Annotated in this window: 12 protein-coding genes and 1 pseudogene; 2 read left to right on the top strand and 11 right to left on the bottom strand. The window is 61.5% G+C overall.

The window, feature by feature from the left end; translation table 11 throughout:
- From BLW25_RS23825 to BLW25_RS23805, 6 genes are all read right to left on the bottom strand, one after another.
- Positions 1-371 (bottom strand): YjbF family lipoprotein (locus BLW25_RS23825; protein ID WP_171909744.1); only part of this gene is annotated, 371 nt, incomplete at its 3' end.
- Between the two features lie 8 nt (positions 372-379).
- Positions 380-2,584, bottom strand: a complete 2,205-nt coding sequence (locus tag BLW25_RS23820; RefSeq protein WP_143040611.1) for a YjbH domain-containing protein — start codon at positions 2,582-2,584, stop codon at positions 380-382.
- Between the two features lie 123 nt (positions 2,585-2,707).
- Positions 2,708-4,810, bottom strand: a complete 2,103-nt coding sequence (locus BLW25_RS25270) for a GumC family protein (protein ID WP_092904871.1) — start codon at positions 4,808-4,810, stop codon at positions 2,708-2,710.
- Between the two features lie 1,444 nt (positions 4,811-6,254).
- Complete coding sequence (locus BLW25_RS23810; protein WP_092904869.1) at positions 6,255-7,721, bottom strand: mannose-1-phosphate guanylyltransferase/mannose-6-phosphate isomerase; 1,467 nt, start codon at positions 7,719-7,721, stop codon at positions 6,255-6,257.
- A 144-nt stretch (positions 7,722-7,865) separates the two neighbouring features.
- The gene (locus BLW25_RS25265; RefSeq protein WP_290438721.1) at positions 7,866-7,991 is read right to left on the bottom strand and encodes a hypothetical protein; all 126 of its coding nucleotides are present in this window, start codon (positions 7,989-7,991) and stop codon (positions 7,866-7,868) included.
- 455 nt (positions 7,992-8,446) lie between these two features.
- Positions 8,447-9,469 carry a GDP-mannose 4,6-dehydratase gene (locus BLW25_RS23805; protein WP_092904867.1) on the bottom strand — a complete coding sequence of 341 codons (1,023 nt, stop codon included), beginning with the start codon at positions 9,467-9,469 and terminating at the stop codon, positions 8,447-8,449.
- Positions 9,470-9,876: 407 nt separating this feature from the next.
- On the opposite strand from BLW25_RS23805, the gene cysD reads away from it, so the two are divergent.
- Together cysD and cysN are read left to right on the top strand one after the other, a co-directional pair.
- Complete coding sequence (cysD, locus tag BLW25_RS23800; protein WP_092904865.1) at positions 9,877-10,785, top strand: sulfate adenylyltransferase subunit CysD; 909 nt, start codon at positions 9,877-9,879, stop codon at positions 10,783-10,785.
- Positions 10,785-12,701, top strand: a complete 1,917-nt coding sequence (cysN, locus tag BLW25_RS23795) for a sulfate adenylyltransferase subunit CysN (protein ID WP_092904863.1) — start codon at positions 10,785-10,787, stop codon at positions 12,699-12,701. Before cysD ends, cysN begins: the two co-directional genes overlap by 1 nt.
- A 344-nt stretch (positions 12,702-13,045) precedes the next feature.
- Here cysN and BLW25_RS23790 read toward each other — a convergent pair whose 3' ends face one another.
- The 5 genes and pseudogenes from BLW25_RS23790 to BLW25_RS23770 all read right to left on the bottom strand — a co-directional run bounded on the left by BLW25_RS23790 (position 13,046) and on the right by BLW25_RS23770 (position 18,037).
- Complete coding sequence (locus BLW25_RS23790; RefSeq protein ID WP_092904861.1) at positions 13,046-15,322, bottom strand: relaxase/mobilization nuclease domain-containing protein; 2,277 nt, start codon at positions 15,320-15,322, stop codon at positions 13,046-13,048.
- The gene (locus BLW25_RS23785) at positions 15,319-15,912 is read right to left on the bottom strand and encodes a helix-turn-helix domain-containing protein (protein WP_092904859.1); all 594 of its coding nucleotides are present in this window, start codon (positions 15,910-15,912) and stop codon (positions 15,319-15,321) included. Before BLW25_RS23785 ends, BLW25_RS23790 begins: the two co-directional genes overlap by 4 nt.
- Before the next feature lie 266 nt (positions 15,913-16,178).
- A complete protein-coding gene (locus tag BLW25_RS23780; protein ID WP_171909743.1) occupies positions 16,179-16,367 on the bottom strand; it encodes an integrase core domain-containing protein in 189 nt (62 codons plus the stop codon).
- A 212-nt stretch (positions 16,368-16,579) separates the two neighbouring features.
- A pseudogene (locus BLW25_RS24160) lies at positions 16,580-16,693 on the bottom strand (IS5/IS1182 family transposase); the annotation flags it as partial.
- Between the two features lie 180 nt (positions 16,694-16,873).
- Positions 16,874-18,037 carry an IS5 family transposase gene (locus BLW25_RS23770; protein ID WP_092904853.1) on the bottom strand — a complete coding sequence of 388 codons (1,164 nt, stop codon included), beginning with the start codon at positions 18,035-18,037 and terminating at the stop codon, positions 16,874-16,876.
- Positions 18,038-18,470 lie beyond the last annotated feature (433 nt).

Below are 18,470 nucleotides of genomic sequence, written 5' to 3'. Positions count from 1 at the left end.
GCCTCGCGGATCAGCGCTGCCGCGGCGCCGGTATCGGCGCTCATCAGATCATTGCCGAGACCCCGGGTGCCGATGATCATGCCATCTCGCGTATAGATCTGCACATTATCCGAAGCCTGCCAGCGCCGGACGCCATCACGCGCGCCCGCTTCATGCAAAAGCGCCGATTGCCCCGTTTTCGGGATCCGCACGATCAGGCGGGCAGCGCCTGCGGGCGCGGCGGTGACCGCCTCGCCGGGGGCACTGCCGGCATAGCGGGCCAGCAACGCGTCGCTGGTCCGGCCCGAGCAGCTGCTCAGGACCAATCCTGCCAGCAGCAGGATTGCCAGCATCGGGGTTGCCGGCATCTTCAGTGGGGTCATCGCCGTCATGCGCTGCCTCATCGCCAGAATCGCCCCCAGCCGATGCCCCGGGCCGCATCCGTCTCATCCCGGGTCAGCCCGTAAAGCCGGTTGCGGACACTGAGCCTTGCGCCGCCATCGCGCTGGATCGGGCGGATCACCTGGCCCAGCCTTTGCTGCGTCGGCTTGCCCGTGACCCAGGACAAAGGCAGGCTGATGGTGATCCCCTTGTCAAACGAGCCCTCGCCGAAATCATCAAAGCTGATATCCGTGAGGGTGAAGAAGGCGCCCACTTCGAACCCGTTCCCGAAGCGCCGCGTCAGGGTCAGGGTCGAACCGAGATCGCCCGCGAGATAGCGGCCCGCATCAATCTGAGCAAGATAACCGCCGCCGAAATCGTAATAAAGCGAGGCATGGCCGGTCAGCACATCATAATCGAAAAAGCCGAGCCCGCCGTCATAATCGCGCTGTTTCACATAGTTCAGTTCAATCCCAAGCGCGTAGTGCCGCTCGACCGGCGCCCAGAGGAGTTCGCCCGAGATCCCGCCGAACATCTTCTCGAACATGCCGGCGCTGACGCGGCCATAGAGGTCAGGGCCGGGGCGGCTGAACCATTCGGCGGTGGCGAAGGCCAGTTTCGGGCCGGTGGTCTTGGCATAAAGCGCCGCATCCGAGCGCACATGCTGCTGGATCGAATCCGAGACCCGGGTCGAGGTGTCGATATTGCCCACCAGCTTTTGCCGGATCGCGCCCGAGAAATAGAGCCCGTTCCCCGGCGACCATTCGCCCAAGAGCTCGGCGCCGAAATCCATCCGCAGCGGATTGTCAGGGTCAAACATCGCGGTCTCGGTATAGGGCAAGAACCGCAGCGAGGCCTGGCTTTCCAGATCCAGCCTTGGGTCGGGTCCCCCAATCTGCCCCGGGGCGCCCGGACCGGGGGTATAAGCATCGCGGATATCGGCACGTGCATAGATCTGCCAGGCCCCATCCGGCGCGAATTCCAGCTCTTCCAGATCCTGGCGTGTGAGGGTGACATCCCTCACGGCCAGGCCACGATCCATGCTGCGGATGCGGAACCGGGTGATCTCAGCCGGCAATACCGCGCTGAGGACGCGGGCGGTCCGCCCCCAGGCCTGGGCTGTATTGGGCCATTGCTGATTGCGGATCGCAACGGTCGCGGTGCCGCCCCCGAAGCTCAGCCCGTCAAGGCGGATCCCCTGATCCGAAAGCGCCTCTGCCAGGGCCTCGCGCTGCGGGCTGCCGGAGATATCGCCCCAGCTGGCCACGGTGGCGGCGCTGCCCCGCGAGATGGCGGGAGGTGCGCTTTCGTGTCCCGAAGGCGCGGAGGGGCGGGTCGGATCCAGCACCAGCGTATAGCTCAGCGCCGCCTCTGAGCCATGCATCACCGAAAGCCCGAAGATACCGCCATTGTCGAAGCGGTATTCCATCCCGAGATTGACCGGCGTGCGGTGGCGGTAGCCCATGCGGGCAACTTCCTGATCCATCGCATCCGAGGAATACTCAAGGCTCAGTTGCAGCCGGGGCGTTGCCTGCCAGTCCAGCGCGAAAAACACCGCCGCATCGCCGCGGAAAAAACGATCGAACCCCACACGCCCGGTATCTGCGATGCCGGTGAAGCTGCCGCGATCATTAAAACGGTCAGAGAGGATCGAAAGCGGGTTCGAGAAACTGCCATAAGAGCCGAACCGGCCCCAGCCGATCCCGGCCGAGGCGCTGACCGTCTCGCTGAGGGTTTTCGAGGCCACCAGATATTCGGCCGAAAAAATGCCGGTGCCGCCGAAATCCTGCAACCCCACCGAAAGCGCCGGGCGCCAGCCATCGGGATTTTCCGTCAGGATCTGATAGCGCAGGTCGAAGCTGCGGTCATAGAGCGAGTCGCCGCTCATCAGATAGCCATCGAGATAGGAATAGCGGAAGACCCCGGTCACACGCGGGGTGATCTGGAAGGCCATGGTGGCGCGGCGGATATCCCTGCCAAACTGGTTCAGAGTAAAAGCAAAACTGCCATCGGGCAGTGCCCAGGCCGAAGGCATGTCGATATGGCCCGGCACCCCATACGAGGAAAGCCCCGGCATCCGCCGGTCATCAACATCCTGCGCGGCCACAGGGGCGGCGAGGGTGGCAGTGAATAAGGCGAAAGAGGCAAGACGCACCGCCCCCTTTTTCGGTGCGGCTCTCGCGTTTCTCTCGTCCGAAAAGGGATCCGCTGGCAGGCGTCGCATCTTTTCCGTTTCCAACCATCCGCGCCACACCCGGAAAGGCCAGGCTGTCGCAGTATTTCTGTTCTCAAAATCCGCCAAAGCCCCATGGCCCGATTGCAGGCCCCGGGTGGTCAGGCTCTTGCGCTATGAGATCTGTTTGCCTTCACTCGTATAATAATTCTTGCCGTAGCTGGCATAGGCACCATAGCTGCCGCCATAGCCGTAGCGGCGCATCCCCTGCGGGTCGACCAGCGTCAGCACAAAGCCCGCCGGCGTCACATTGACCAGCTCAAGCTGGTGCATTGCAGCCCTGACCTGCTCGGTCGAAGTGCGGTCCCAATGCACGGCGAAAATCACCGCATCGGCCTGTTGTGCGATGATCCTGGCATCAGGTACGACAAGGACCGGCGGCGTATCGATCAGGATCAGATCATAGAGCCCGCGCGCCTGGGCGATCAGACCGGCGAAGCGCTCGGAGGAAAAGAGATCCGCCGCATTGATCGTGATTTTCGATTCAGACAGCAGATCCCCGACGCCGGCAATCGACTGCACCGCCTCCGAGAGTGGGACCTTGCCCTCAATCACCTCGGCCACACCGGGTTTCCCCTTGCCGATCCCGTCGAAATATTCGCTGAGCGGCGAGAGGCGCACATCGCCCTCGATCACCAGCACCTTGCGGCCCAGCATCGTCATGTTCTGCGCCAGCGCCAGCGTCGTGGTGGTCTTGCCCTCGCCCGGCACCGAAGAGGTGATCATGATGACCTGCGGCGCCTTTTCTGCCGAAGACAGCAGGATAGAGACCCTGAGATTGCGGATCGCCTCGGCGGCGGCCGAAGCAGGGTTGCGCGCCAGATATCCAAGCACGCCCTTGCGGCTGCGCTCATCAATCTTCGGCACCTGGGCAAAGACCGGGCGGCCGGTCAGCGCCTCGAGCTCTTGCGGCGTGCGGACCCGGTTGACCATCATTTCGCGCATCAGCACGATCCCAGTGCCGATCATAGTGCCAAGCACCAGCGTCATCGCAAGGATCAGGCTTTTGCGCGGTGCCGAAGGCCTTTCCGGCATTACCGCCTGTGACAGGATCCGGCTGTCGGGGCGCTGAATCCCCTGCTGGGCAAGGGTTTCTTTCAGCTGGGTCTGGAACTGATCATAAAGCAGCCGGTTCGCTTCGGCCTCGCGCACCAGTTGCTCAAGCGTCACCAGGTCACGTGACTGGGTCTCGAAATCAGCGGCAAGCTTCTGCTCCGCCTCGCGCAGCGAGCCGTCCTGAGCCTCGACCCGGGCCAGGTCCTGGCGGGCCAGCGCCGTCACCCGGGCAAGGCCCGCCTCAAACTGACTGGCCTCCGCCTCACCCGCTTGCGCCTGGCTGGCCAGCCGGATCAGCGCTTCATCCCCGCTGGCCAGCGCCTTCGCCATCGGATCAGCAGCACTTGCCATACGCTCGAGCCGCAGCCGCAGATCTGCGGCCTGTTGCGTCTGCAATTCGATCCGGCGCCGGGTTTCCTTGAGCTGCCGGTCCAGCGCGCCAAGCGTCTCGAGATCGACAACATTGGTGGCAGCGCGGAATTCGCGGACCGCCGCCTCGGCCTCGTCGATATTCCGCTTCAGCTCCACCACCTGGCCCGACAGCCATGTGATCGCGGTCTCGGTCGCCTCGAAACGGACCCGCATCTGATCATCGATATAAAGACGCGCAACCGTATCGGCGATCCTTGCGGATTTCGCAGCGGATTCCGTGGTGACGGCAATCTGGAACACCAGACTGTTCGGCACATTGGAAATCGCCACCTGCTCCAGAAGCGCAGAGGTCGTGGCGTCACGTTCTTGCGCGGCCTGTTCTTCAGGCGGCAAGACAACCGGATCAGAGCCGAGGCCGATGCTGCGACGCAGCGTCGTCGTCAGCCCTTCGGGCTGCAAGGCGCCGTTGAACTCAGGATCCGCGGTCAGATCCAGCTCATCCACCACCCGCCCGATCAGAGTGCGCCCGCGCAGAACCTGCACTTCGGTATTCACGGTCGAACTGTCGGTCGAAAGCCCGCCGAGGATCGCACTCAGCCCCATGCCGGAATTTTCGCGCGCGTCCAGCATCACCACGGCATTTGCTGAATAAAGGGGCACAGCCACACGCCAAGCATAAAGACCGCCCAGGATCATGCACAGAAGGACTGCTCCCAACACCACCAGCTTGCCGCGCCAGAGGGTCCGCAGCAAGCCTAGGAGATCGATCGTATCGTCAGAGTTAGACATGGCACCCGCAGCTGTCGGCGAAGAAGAAATGTTCACGTGGGGCCATTCTCGCAAGAAAATGTAATTTAAAAGCCGGCTAAGCCGTGCAGATCAGGACCGCGCACAAACAGGACTTACCACATAAACAACGTCAACCGAGGCAGCGGGACCAAGCAGGCGGACCCTAAACGAGCTCCCCTGTTGAAACAACCCCTGCATGTCATCAGCCCTTTAAATCCCGCGCTTTCCGGCGGCTCTGCGGTGATTTCCACTATCGTTTTCTGCGACTTTCCTTCCAGTTTCGCGGCTTCCGGCCATGGCCTTCTCTCGTGGCCTCCTCTGCGCGGCCCTTCTGTAACGCTTGCGGGAGACAGACCCTGAAATGGCCAAGCCAGCCCAAGGATGTGGGCTACGTACGCTCGGGCAAGGAGAGCTCTACCCCGCCCGAGCAGTATCCGGCTTGGGCGCCTTATGCGCGCGCTCTATTGCAACCGACACTGTAGCCCACGAATGCCATTAACCAGCAGCCTGATCACCGGTCGCATCCCCTTGCCAACGGGCGAGGTTTTGCCGAGGTGAAACCGAACTTCACCCTCTCGGCCTAGGATCGCGAGGGCGAGGATACCCTGCTGCCATCGGCGCTGACCGTAGCGATTGATGAGGCCGAGCTCTGCCCGAAGGTTTCCGTCTCTGACGCAACAGCGAGGGGCTGCATGGCACCCACTAAACGGTCACCCCGCTGGGACGAGACGGACCCGCGCCCGGAGATTCGTGCCGCGCTAGACATCACTGGGTACGATCCAGATCGGCGCTGCGGCGCAGTATGTGCTGGGTGATCTTCTGAGCAACAGCCTGCCGGCCGCGCCTAAAAGGCTCTGGGTCCAGGCTTCAAAAGCCGAGGTCACGACCATTCTGGCGACACCGGAAGCCACGCCGATCCCATCGCTGGCGGCACAGTCGCTAATTCCGGGCGTTACCGCTGGCAAGCCAGCCCCGCAGGCTGGCAGCGGATCGGCGAGACCGGGCTTCGGGCAAGGTGGTGATCTCCTACCGCAGCCTGACCGATTTTTTCGCGCTTGCCGAATGGTCGCCTGGCTATGTTACGATCAGCAATGGCGGCATCCATTAGCCATACTGCCCGGAACTCCCCAGCGGTCCGGGAGCTCCCCATGCCCTTGTCTTCCGCAAGATCCGTTTTCACAGGGTCTCTCTGGCGCCCTCCCCGGGCTCGCTCGGAAGGGGCCGATGTCCTGCGCAGGATGGTCATCCTTTTCGTGCTGATCAGCCATGCGGGCAATTCACCAGCCATGGTGGGCTCAATCTCTACTGGTTTTCTTGGGCGCTTTCATGGCGCTGTAAGCCTGCGATGGTTCCATCTCTTAAGCGCGTTTTCGGGTATATTTATCGGCGGAACCGGTTCCGGATGCCCAATAGGTTAGGAGCAGCGGCGCGCAGTGAGCACGGATCAGCCTTTGGGACCCTGCCCTCTCGCATAGACATCCTCATAGCGGATGATGTCATCCTCGCCGAAATAGCTGCCGGTCTGCACCTCGATCAGCACCATCGGCAATTTGCCCGGATTCTCCATCCGGTGAACGGCGCCCAGCGGGATATAGACCGACTGGTTCTCGGTCACGAGCGTCACCTGATCATCGACGGTGACGCGCGCCGTGCCCTCGACCACGATCCAGTGCTCCGAGCGGTGGTGATGCGATTGCAGGCTCAGCGCCGCGCCCGGATGGACATGGATGCGCTTGACCTGGAAGCGCTGGCCGATCACCAGGCTCTCATACCACCCCCAGGGCCGATAGTCGCGCGGCAGGGTCTCGGCCTGGCGGGCGCCTTTCGCCTTCAGGGCCGCCACCGCCTTTTTCACATCCTGCGCGCGGGAGGCATCGGCCACCAGAACCGCATCCTGCATCGCCACCGCGATCACATTCTTCAGCCCGATCCCCACCAGCTCCACCGCCCCGGATTCTGACCGCAACAGGCTGTTTTCGCAGTCAATCGCGGTCGCATGATCCGAGGTGACCACGCCATTTGCATCCGGCCCGCCTTCCAGCCAGACCGCATCCCAGCCGCCCAGATCCGACCAGCCATCCGAGAAAGGCACCACCGAGAGATTGTCGGCCTTTTCCATCACCGCGTAATCGATCGAGACATCCTCGATCCCGTTCCAGACGGTTTCCTCCAGCCGCAGGAAGCCAAGATCGGTGCGGCCCTGGCCAAGGGCCTCACGCACCTGGGCCACCATCGCCGGCACATGCGCCTCGCAGGCCGCGATCAGATCAGCGGCCCGGAACAGGAAGATCCCGGCATTCCAGAGGAAATCACCAGCGGCCAGCATCTCGGCCGCGCGGGTGGCATCGGGCTTTTCGACAAAGCGTTTCAGATCGACCGGATCCGCGCCCGCCGCGCCCGCCAGTTCGAGATAGCCATATCCCGTCTCGGGCCGGTCAGGGGTGATGCCGAAGGTCACCAGCCGCCCCGACTCCAGCGCAGAAAGACCACGCGCGACCGTCGCGCGGAAGGCCTGCTCATCGGGGATCGCATGATCTGACGGCGCCACCAGCATAATGGAATCGGGGTCACGTTCCTGCAGATAAAGCGCTGCCGCGAGGATCGCAGGCGCGGTATTGCGCGGCGCGGGCTCGATCAGGATCGGCCCCGGATCAATGCCGATCGCCGCCAGCTGCTCGGTCACGATGAAACGGAAATCCGAGCCGGTCACCGTCACCGGCGCGGCGAAGCGGAACCCCGCCCCGGTCCCGCTGTGACCCTCGCCCGAAAGCCGCTCGGCCGAGGCCTGGAACAGCGTCCGCCCCCCGATCTCAAGCGCGAATTGTTTCGGATAACTCTTGCGCGAAAGCGGCCAGAGGCGAGTGCCCGATCCCCCGCAAAGAAGAACCGGCACAATGGTCTGCAGCGTCATTTTCGCCTCGATTGTTCGAAATCAGTCCCTGAACTCAGGGAGGAAGCCCATTTACTCAGGGAACGGCACGCCCCGGAGCGCCGCAGGGCGTGGGCGGGCAGACCTGAACCTGGCCCCGTTGGCGGAGCCGGTTCAGGCGAAATTTCAGTTCGTGGATGGGGTCGTGGTGCCGTCCGTGCCACCATTGCCGCCAACGCCAACCGCCACTGCCAGGGCGGCCGCCGCCGCAGCAGCAGCACCGGCAGCGCCCAGACCGCCTACAGCTGGCATGAAGCCCGCAGCACCAGGCGCTGCAGCAGCAGGCGCTGCAGGAAGCGTAGTAGTCGCGGTGGTACCAGCACCACCTCCGGATGCAGAAGAGCGGACAGGTTGTGGCGCTGTCTCCTGTGCGACCGCGGGCAGGGTCATAACGCTCATAAGCACTGCAACTGTCAGTCCGGTTTTCAGATTCGTCATCTGGGCTCTCCAAATTTCTGACGGGGGATAATATTCAGCATAGCTGACAAAAGCTACAGGATCGCAACCAAATACGCTGTTCTCCCCATAAGCCCGAACCGCGTGAAATGCCAGCCTCCGTTGCCGGATATCCTGCCATCTGCCCAAAAAAGAACAGCCGCTCCGGCGCAACGCCTCTGATCAGGCCAAAAGGCGAATCCGGCGTGCCTTGAGGGGGCGGGCGGGCGCCGAAGGGGGGGAGGCGCCGATCCGCCGCCCGTCAGGCAGACTTATTTGCCGTAATAGTCCCTGAACCAGGCCACGAATTGCGCCACGCCGTCGCGAAAACCCGTCTCGGGCCGGTAGCCGGTCAGGCGCTTCAGGAGATCCGCATCGGCCCAGGTCGCCGGCACATCGCCCTTCTGCATCTCCATATAATTGCGGATCGCCAGGCGGCCGATGCTTTGCTCAAACGCATCAATGAAATCCAGAAGCCGCACCTTCTCGGAATTGCCGATATTGACGACACGGTAAGGCGCGACCGGCGACAGGCTGTCGCCTTCCTCTATCTCGTCTTTCGAGGCCGGGCGCACCGGCACCGCGTCGATCAGCAGGCGGATGCCGCGCACAAGATCATCGACATAGGTGAAATCGCGATACATCTCGCCATGATTGTAGATATCGACGGGCCGGTCCCCGAGGATCGCATCTGCGAATTTGTAAGGCGCCATATCCGGGCGCCCCCAGGGGCCGTAAACCGTGAAGAAGCGGAACATGGTGGTGGGCAGGTTCCACAGATGGGCATAGGAATGGCCCATGTTCTCGGTGGCTTTCTTGGTCGCGGCATAGATCGTCAGCTGCGTATCGACCTTTTCGGTCTCGGTGAAGGGCATGTCCTCATTGGCGCCGTAAACCGAGGAGGTCGAGGCCATCAGGAGATGCTTCACCTCCAGCCGGCGCGCGGCCTCCATCACATTGAAAGTGCCCACGATATTCGCATCGATATAGGCGCGCGGGTTTTCAAGGCTGTAACGCACCCCGGCTTGAGCGGCGAGATGGACGATCACATCGGGACGGAACTCATCAGCGATGCGGTCGAACAGGGCCGCGTCTTCCAGCATCCCTTCGGTCATCGAGAAATTGCCGTCCTGCATCAGCATCGCATGGCGGCGCTGTTTGAGTCGGACATCGTAGTAATCCGTCATCCCATCATAGCCATGCACACGGAACCCTTCGGTCAGCAAGAGCTGCGCAAGATGGAAGCCGATGAATCCGGCCGTCCCGGTGATCAGGATGCGTTGCTGATTGCTCATTTGTATCTCTTGGATCATGCTGAAAAATGTCGGGCCTTCGCCTGATGCATGCGACATAGAGGAAACTGGGAGAGCTGTCTGCTGCCTATTGAAGCCCGTGGGAAATAGTCGCTGTAAGATACCGGAGCGGTGGCAGGCTGCCGGGCCGATAGGGCCTATTGCCGGATTTCCAGGAAGAACATGCTCCCTGCCGCATCCGCAAGGCCAGCATTCCGGTTTCGTCTCCAGCGCTGAACGAGTTTCAACCCACAGGGGCGCGGCACAAAACCGCGTTCCGGGCTTTTCCCCGGTGCCGGATTTTCTGGCCTGAATGCAAACCAGCCCCGGCTTTGCCCCGCCGTTGCCTTTGCTTTTCTCGGCAGCTGTGGCATCACGCGACGATCCTTATCCAGTGCCATGGCAGGGCAATGATTGCGAAAACCACGCTGACCCACCTTCAACGGCTCGAGGCCGAAAGCATCCATATCATGCGCGAGGTGGTCGCAAATGCCGACCGCCCGGTCATGCTGTACTCGGTGGGCAAGGATTCCGCCGTGATGCTGCATCTGGCGAAAAAGGCCTTCTATCCGGCGCCGCCGCCCTTCCCGCTCCTCCATGTCGATACGACCTGGAAGTTCCAAGCGATGTATGAGCTGCGCAACCGCGCCGCCGAGGCCGCCGGTATGGATCTGATCGTCTATCAGAACCCCGAAGCGCTGGAGAAAGGCATCAACCCTTTCGATCATGGCAGTCTGCATACCGATATGTGGAAGACCGAGGGGCTGAAACAGGCGCTGACGAAATTCGGCTTTGACGTGGCATTTGGCGGCGCGCGGCGCGACGAGGAGAAATCCCGCGCCAAGGAACGCGTCTTTTCTTTCCGTTCGGCCAGCCATCGCTGGGACCCGAAGAACCAGCGCCCTGAATTGTGGAAACTGTATAATACCCGCAAGGCCGCCGGTGAATCGATCCGCGCCTTCCCGATCTCGAACTGGACCGAGCTCGACATCTGGCAGTATATCCATCTTGAGGGCATCGAGATCGTGCCTTTGTATTTCTCGGCGCCGCGCCCGGTGGTCGAACGGAACGGCCTCCTGATCATGGTTGATGATGAGCGCTTCCGCCTGAACCCCGACGAAGTGCCGGAGATGAAATCGGTCCGCTTCCGCACCCTTGGCTGCTACCCACTGACCGGCGCAGTGGAATCTGATGCGAAAACGCTGCCGGACGTGATCCAGGAAATGCTGCTGACCACCACATCCGAGCGTCAGGGCCGCGCCATCGACCATGAGCAATCCGCCTCGATGGAGAAGAAAAAGCAGGAGGGCTATTTCTGATGAGCGCTCACGACACCAGCCCCGCATATGTCACCGATCAGTTGATCGCCGAGGACATCGACGCTTATCTGGAAAAGCACCAGCACAAGACCATGCTAAGGTTCATCACCTGTGGCTCGGTCGATGACGGCAAATCGACGCTGATCGGGCGGCTGCTTTACGACAGCAAGATGATCTTTGAAGATCAGCTGGCAAGCCTCGAGTATGACAGCAAGGCAGTCGGTACCCAAGGGGGGGAGATCGATTTCGCGCTGCTGGTCGATGGTCTGGCGGCTGAGCGCGAACAGGGCATCACTATTGATGTCGCCTACCGCTTCTTCGCCACCGACAAGCGCAAATTCATTGTGGCCGATACCCCCGGCCATGAGCAATATACCCGCAATATGGTCACCGCCGCCTCGACAGCTGATCTGGCGGTGATCCTGATCGATGCGCGCCAGGGCGTGCTGACCCAGACGCGGCGCCATTCCTATCTGGTGAACCTGCTGGGCATCAAAAACGTGGTGCTGGCGGTCAATAAGATGGACCTCGTCGGGTATTCGGCGGAACGGTTTGACGAGATCACCCGTGATTACCGCGCCTTTGCCGACAAGATCAGCATGGCGGAGTTTCAGGCCATCCCGATTTCCGGGCTGAAGGGCGATAATATCGTCACCCGCTCGGCCTCGACCCCTTGGTATCAGGGCCCGACCCTGATCGAGCATCTGGAAACCGCGCCGGTCAATGACAGCCGCATGCAGGGGACGCCGTTCCGGATGCCGGTGCAATGGGTGAACCGGCCCAATCTCGATTTCCGCGGCTTTGCCGGGCAGATTGCCTCGGGTGCCGTCGCGCCGGGCGATGCGATCCGGGTGCTGCCCTCGGGCAAGACCACCACCGTGAAGGCGATCCCTTCGGCCGATGGCGATCTGGCACAGGCGGTGGCAGGGCAGTCCGTCACTCTGACCTTTGCAGATGAGATCGACTGCTCGCGCGGCGATGTGATCGTGCAGGCCGATGCGTCCTGCGAGGTGGCCGACCAGTTCGAGGCAACGCTTGTCTGGATGAATGAGGGGGCGATGCTGCCCGGTCGGCCTTATCTCCTGAAAGTCGGCACCCAGACCGTGACCGCCACGGTGACCGAGCCGAAATATGAGGTCAACGTCAACACGCTGGAGCATCTGGCGTCAAAGACGCTGGGGCTGAATGCGATTGGGGTCGTGAATATCTCGACCGACCGTCAGATCCCGTTCGAGGCCTATGCGCAGAACCCCGATCTCGGCGGTTTCATCCTGATCGACCGCATAACCAATGCGACGGTCGCCGCTGGCATGATCCATTTCGCGCTGCGCCGCAGCCAGAACATCCACTGGCAGGCCGTCGACATCAACCGCGACGCCCATGCGGGCCTGAAAAACCAGAAGCCTGCCATGGTCTGGTTCACCGGCCTCTCGGGTTCGGGGAAATCGACCATCGCAAACCTTGTGGAGAAGAAGCTGCACGCCATGGGTAAGCACACCTTCCTGCTGGACGGGGACAATGTGCGCCACGGGCTGAACCGCGATCTCGGCTTTACCGATGCTGACCGGGTGGAGAATATCCGCCGCGTCGGCGAGGTGGCGAAGCTGATGACCAATGCCGGGCTGATCGTGCTGACCGCCTTCATCTCGCCCTTCCGGGCCGAGCGGCAGATGGTGCGCGACCTGATGGCGGAGGGCGAGTTCATCGAAGTCTTCGTCAATACGCCGCTGGAGGTCGCCGAGGCACGCGATGTGAAGGGGCTTTATAAAAAAGCCCGCTCCGGCCAGCTGAAGAACTTCACCGGCATCGACAGCCCCTATGAGCCCCCCGAGGCGCCGCAGCTGGTGGTCGATACCGTCTCGCTTTCGGCAGAAGAGGCCGCTGACCGCGTGGTCGAAGCTCTCTTGTCGCGCTGAAAAAGCCTTCCCCGGGAGAAGGGAGTTTTCCGGGGGGGGGCGCGGTGGCCCCGCGCCTGCCCAACCGAAGTGAGACCTGCCCCCCCGCCTCTCGTTCTGGGCGGTCGTTATGTCAGAGCCTGACACGGAGCGGCTGGCCACGATCACCATGTCCTACACGCCCTGAGCGATGTGCCCAGGCCGGCGGCTCTGAGCGCCCGGCTGAGTTAACGACGTCCTGACCGGATCTCCGTCCCCGCCAGATCAGAGCCGGGTCCGATCACTCACCCGGCGCGGGCCCGCTGCGCAGAGCCAAGCTGTCGCGCGTGATCAGAAGTTCCACTCGTATTCATGTTACTCGTTCCTTAACGGTCCAGACCCTCTTCGCGATTACGGGCGCACATCTGCTTTTGCTGGTCGTCCATGTCGCGCTGACGATCAGCATCCTTGTCCATGGCTGAAAGCTGTCGGTCCTTATCAACGACATTGAGCGCAGCATCGCGATTGGCCCCATGCGCCTTTTCGGCCTCAAGGTACTTCTGGGCGAGGTCCATTTGATCGTCGCGTCCGCCGAAGTCCCGCAGTACTTCGCTGTTCCCAACCTTCAGCTCCTGCGCGGCTTCCTTGCCGATGGCCTGATCCACAACTTCCACAAGGCGGCGTTGCTGATCAGAGGTCAGCGTGTCGCGGCTTGCCAGCGCCTTCGCCTCGTCCATCAGCGCCTGCCGGTCCTCAACGACACTGACAAGCTCCCGATCGTCAAACATGGGATGGTCGGGAAGCTCGGCTTCAGGAAGGGGCGCGCGCTCAGGTGTGTCCTGACCCTGGGAACGCTCAAATTTCTGCTCGGCCTGCGCACCGAGGCGGCCAGCCTCCCGGTCACCGTCATGGCCATGCCCTTGGTGCTGTGCTGCGGAAAGCTCTGTCGCCCGACCATGGATAGCCCGGTAGGTGTCGACCAGAACCTTATGGGTCTGCTCCCTGCCCTCTTCCGTCTCAAGGTCGTAATCTTTCTCCGTGGCGATGGCTCGCGCATCGGATTCCACCCAATGGGCTTCCAGGGCTGCGTTGTTTGCCTGCACCGAAATACGCGCGGCAACTTCCCCGGCGTCGATGCCGGTGCCCTCAAGCGCTTTGGACAGCGCGTCCTTGTCCATGCCCTGCATCACATCGCGGTTGCTCTCCGAATAGATTGTCCCATTGGACGGATCGGAAAACTCGCGGTCAGCATGGCCCTGCTGGATCACCTGCATGTCGCGCAGGGCATCAAAATACTTCGCCTCGATCTCGGGCCGCTCGGCCGGGGGCATGTCATCAATGCGGTCACGCACGGCCATAAGATCGTTGCGCGACTGCTCGATGGTCTGAACAAGGCTTTCATTCTCGTTCTGCATGGTTTGATCGTCTGGCATAAGGCCTTCACCTCTCATCTTCTCTACAAATTGACTGGTAAGCTCGCCGCCGCGCCGCAGGGTATCGGCAGCGACTGAGAACGCCCTGGAAAGCGCCGGAAAATCACGGGCCAGCTGACCGGCCAACCCCTGATACTCTTCTGCATGAGCCAGAACCTGTTGCCGCTTCCATTCGGCGGAACGGCCCTCTGCCTCATCATAGTCACGGCGGGGGGCAGGATCAGCGCCACCGCCGTTCTTCGCTGCAGGATTGCCCGCAGTGTCGCGCTCACGCCCTTCAACGGCCACGGCCCATCTGTTTCGGTGGGTCTGGATGACATGACCATCCTTGCCGGGCACTTCGACGGCCTCTTTGCCTTCATGCGTGATCCGAACCTGCTGTCCGATTTCCGGCGCTGCGGCAGTGATCGCATGGCCCAATTCCTTACCCCAGAGGGTCTTTTCACCCTGGGGAGACTGGACGGTTACGAAGTAGCTGGACCGCTCTTTCGGCTTGTTTTGATAGGGTGCCACGCCATGCGCCACCAGCGTACCCGCGAGGCCGCGCAGAGCGTCGCGCGCATGGGGTTCGGCATCCCTGGTGATCCCACGCGAAAGTTTGCTGCTGTTGACCAGCTCGATCCCATGATCTGCCGCATGTTCGACGATGCGATCCTTGAAGGTGTCGTAGGTAAATTCGTGGTCGCGGGCAAAGTAGAAAAACTCGCCCTCGGCATTGCGCCGGTCCACGATGATATGGGCATGGGGATAGTCGGTGTCATTGTGAACCGCCGCGATGTAATCGAACCGGCTGCGCCCCTGATCCAGAATGTCATGGCACGTCGCGCGGATGATTTCGGCCACTGCGTCAGGATCTGTACCCCTCGGGAAGGACGCAATCATGTGCATGGAATGACCGCTGTTGACCTTCCGCGACCAGTCGTTTGACCACTGCTCGGCAAGAGCTTTGGTAAATTCCTTCGGCAGATGGTCCATACGGTCAAAGGTTTTCGACGGATCAATGATCTGCTCCGCCTTCCCCAGAACGTAATCCATCTGTGCGCCAAGTCCGTTCGGCCCGTGGCAACCGCCGTTCTTCGCAACCTTGAATACGATCTGCGGCACGGCGCGCGTGTTCGCTGAGAGTTTGGCCGGTCTGCTGGATCGTGCCGGGGTCACCTTTGAGGCCCTAGCGTGGTTGTTTTTCAGCCATTCTGTGCGGCCAATGATGAAGGGTTTTGCGCCACTCATGGCTGAACCCCCTTCAGGAGGTCAGCGACTTTGGCCCTGCGTCGCCCGGCAGTGTTCTGGAAAAGGCTGTCCAGACGTTTAGCGAGGCTCTTCACCTCGCGCTCAATCCCCTCGACCTGCTTCATTTGGGCAGAGTTGGGCTTGGCCGATCCGTGGAAACGGGCATCCCGGTTCAGGTGCGCAGCGATCTGATTGAGGTTGCCGCCGATGGATTTCAGTTGCCGGGTCAAATCCTGAACCGCCTGTGAAACCTCTTCATCCGGCTCCAGAAAGTCAGCCGCGCGGCGCAGAACCTGCCGGGCTAGCTCTGACCGGCTGAGGTTCATCCGCCCTGACAGTACATCGAAGGCCGCCAGCTCGTCGGGGTTCAGCCTGACGGCAACCGGGCGGCTGTTCGCGGGCCGCCTCCCCTGCCCCGCAGCGGGTGCGGAATGCCGGGTTATGGCGCGATAGATCGTGGGGCGGGAAACACCAAAACGCACGGCGAGGGCTGTAACGCTCTCACCACGCGCCGCGGCCTCGGCTATCTCCTTGCTTTCGCTCAGAGAAAGCCGCCGATTAGTAGTTTTTGTAGAGTGTAACGAATACAAATTACATTTCCTGCCATCTTAACACCTAAACTTACCATTTTCGCCCCTTCTGACAAGAAACAAGAGGCGGATCTCATCCGACCAGTCACAGTTCGCCACACGCGACCTAGACCGAATGCCCTCCTGAGCGACTCAATAAGCATCGGCCAGCTGCAAGGATGGGTCAAAACAGCCACCAGAAGCCTATCAGCGGCCCGTTAAGTGTCGCCCCCACCCTGTGGCAGAGAAAATACCTCAATGCCCTCACAGCGGGCATTGAGGTTGCCTTAAGCTACTCGTTGCACCTGCTGATCGGGTTGGTTGATATCATTTCTCTGCCAATAGACCAGCGCCGGTGGCTTGCCGCCGAGGGCTGAGTGCGAGCGCTGGTGGTTATAAAAGGTCATCCATTTCCGGATGGCAGTCTTCGCCTCCGATCCGGTCTCCCAAGCGTGCAGGTCGACCGGTCTTTTCATCGTACAATCGTCACACCCGATGCAGATAATTAACATCCGATAATGCAATATTATGGGACGTTACTATCTCATGACATACGCGGCGGTTATGGGTATAAAATTAACAAAATACGCCGATTCAGGTTGGATATTACGAAGTTTTCACCAGCGACGCGCCGCTGTTGAAAGCCTGCAAATGAACGACATGTCAGATAAGGCGTGTTCACGTTAGTCTCCCACGTCATAGCGGGATCGAACCAGATCGTCAGTGAGCAGCTGCGCTTCAACGCCGTGTTGCAAGCCGACCAGTTCCTGGTCTTGTAGGCAGGGAGTGTTGGTCTGCTCAGGACTTCCAGCTAACACGCGGGCTTCTCATGATGAACCCTCACAGGATTTGCAGCCCCTACACATAACAGGCCGCTGATTTAGTCCCGCTCTGGGAACGGCATTCTCGCATGTGAGTCATTCGCGCCCCGATCGGCCGGGGCGCCTCGCCGTTGCGCGCGGTTTGGCCCGGCATGTTCCCCTCAGGCGGCAAGCAATTTGGGCAGTCTGGCGAGGTTTCCGGCCGCCAGTGTCAGGATGAAGCGCGACCGCACACGCTCGATGCCACGGTATACGGTTTGAGCGGCCCCTCCGATGGTTTTAGCCCAGCCGAAAGCCTCCTCGATCCGTTTGCGATGCCTGAGGGACAGGGCGTAGCCCTTGTGCCGGGTGGTGCGTCCGTCGATTGCTGAATGCCGCGATTTCTGTGCGATATGCGGTGTGACACAGGCGTGGCGCAGATCGGTAACGAACTCCGCGGCATCATAACCCTTGTCGGCGCCGAGCGTCAGCCTCCGGCTCGAGCCCGGCGAATGGCGGTGGATCATATCGATCGCGGCCTGCCGCTCGGCGCGGCCCGTAGCGCGGGTGAGATCGGCCTCGACGATCAGTCCGCTGCGGTTCTCCATGAGCCCATGGCCGATGAAGCACAGCGCGGCGGCTGCGCCGGGTGCCTTCTTGTAAAGCCGCGCGTCCGGATCCGTCGTCGAGGCGTGGGTCGCATTTGAACGCTTCTCGCCCCTGAAGTCGACTTCGGCATTGCGGGGGCTGGGTTTGGTGCGGGGCATTGGGGCGATCTCGGTCGTGTTGGGCTGGTCATCGGCGGCAATGTCAAAGCTGCGCGGATCGCCGGGATCGTCATCGCCCTGCGAGCCTTCGGTCTTTGGCCGGAAGCTCTTCATCGACGCCCAAGCCTTGACCAGCGTGCCATCGACCGAGAAGTGGTCATCCGACAAAAGTGGCTTCACTTCGCGATGGGCGAGGATCGCCGCCATGATCTTGCGCGACATCTTGGTGCTCAGCAGCCGGTCGCGGTTCTTGGTGAACACCGTCGGGACCCAGACCGGAGCGTCGATCCCCAGGCCGACAAACCAGCGGAACAACAGGTTATACTGCATCTGCTCCATCAACTGCCGTTCGGACCGGACCGAATAGAGGATCTGGATCAGGCTGGCCCTGATCAACCGCTCCGGCGCGATCGAGGGCCGCCCGAAGTCGATGTAGAGCCGCTCGAACTCGGCATCGAGGCTGGCGAGCGCGTCATTGACCACCTGCAGGATCTTGCGAAGAGGGTGGCGTGCCGGGATCCGATCCTCAAGGTCCACGTAGCTGAACAGCGATCCGCTCGTCTCATCCGCTCCACGCATCTTCTCACCCCAGCATCGCGATGCTCAGGGTGAATCATGTTCCAATTCCCGCGTCGAGGCCCGACTAAATCAGCGGCCTGATAAGCAATTCGTTGCCGCAATTAGGAAGAAAAACCGGAGGAGCACGGGTTCTGGCAACTCGTCAATGGATGAGCGGCCCATGGCGAGCGATGCTGCGGGGCCGCATTTCCCCAAGCCGCATTTCGAACGGATGGATCTAAAATTCGTCCCCGTGCCGATTGTGGGGGTGATGTTCAGGGGCGGAGAAGGCTTCTCGGCAGTGCTGAATGAACGCCCGATCCATGGCCATCCCGGCATTTCGCTGAATATCGGGTTGACGTTCTGTTGCAAAGCCTCGGGTGTGCTGGCCCTGTGCGAGGCGGATGGTCGGCTATTTCGAGGCGCATTGCGGTGCCGAAAGCCACGGGTAACT

The sequence above is a fragment of the Rhodobacter sp. 24-YEA-8 genome (assembly GCF_900105075.1).
Lineage (GTDB): Bacteria > Pseudomonadota > Alphaproteobacteria > Rhodobacterales > Rhodobacteraceae > Pseudogemmobacter.
This window is presented reverse-complemented; position numbering and strand designations above follow the sequence as displayed.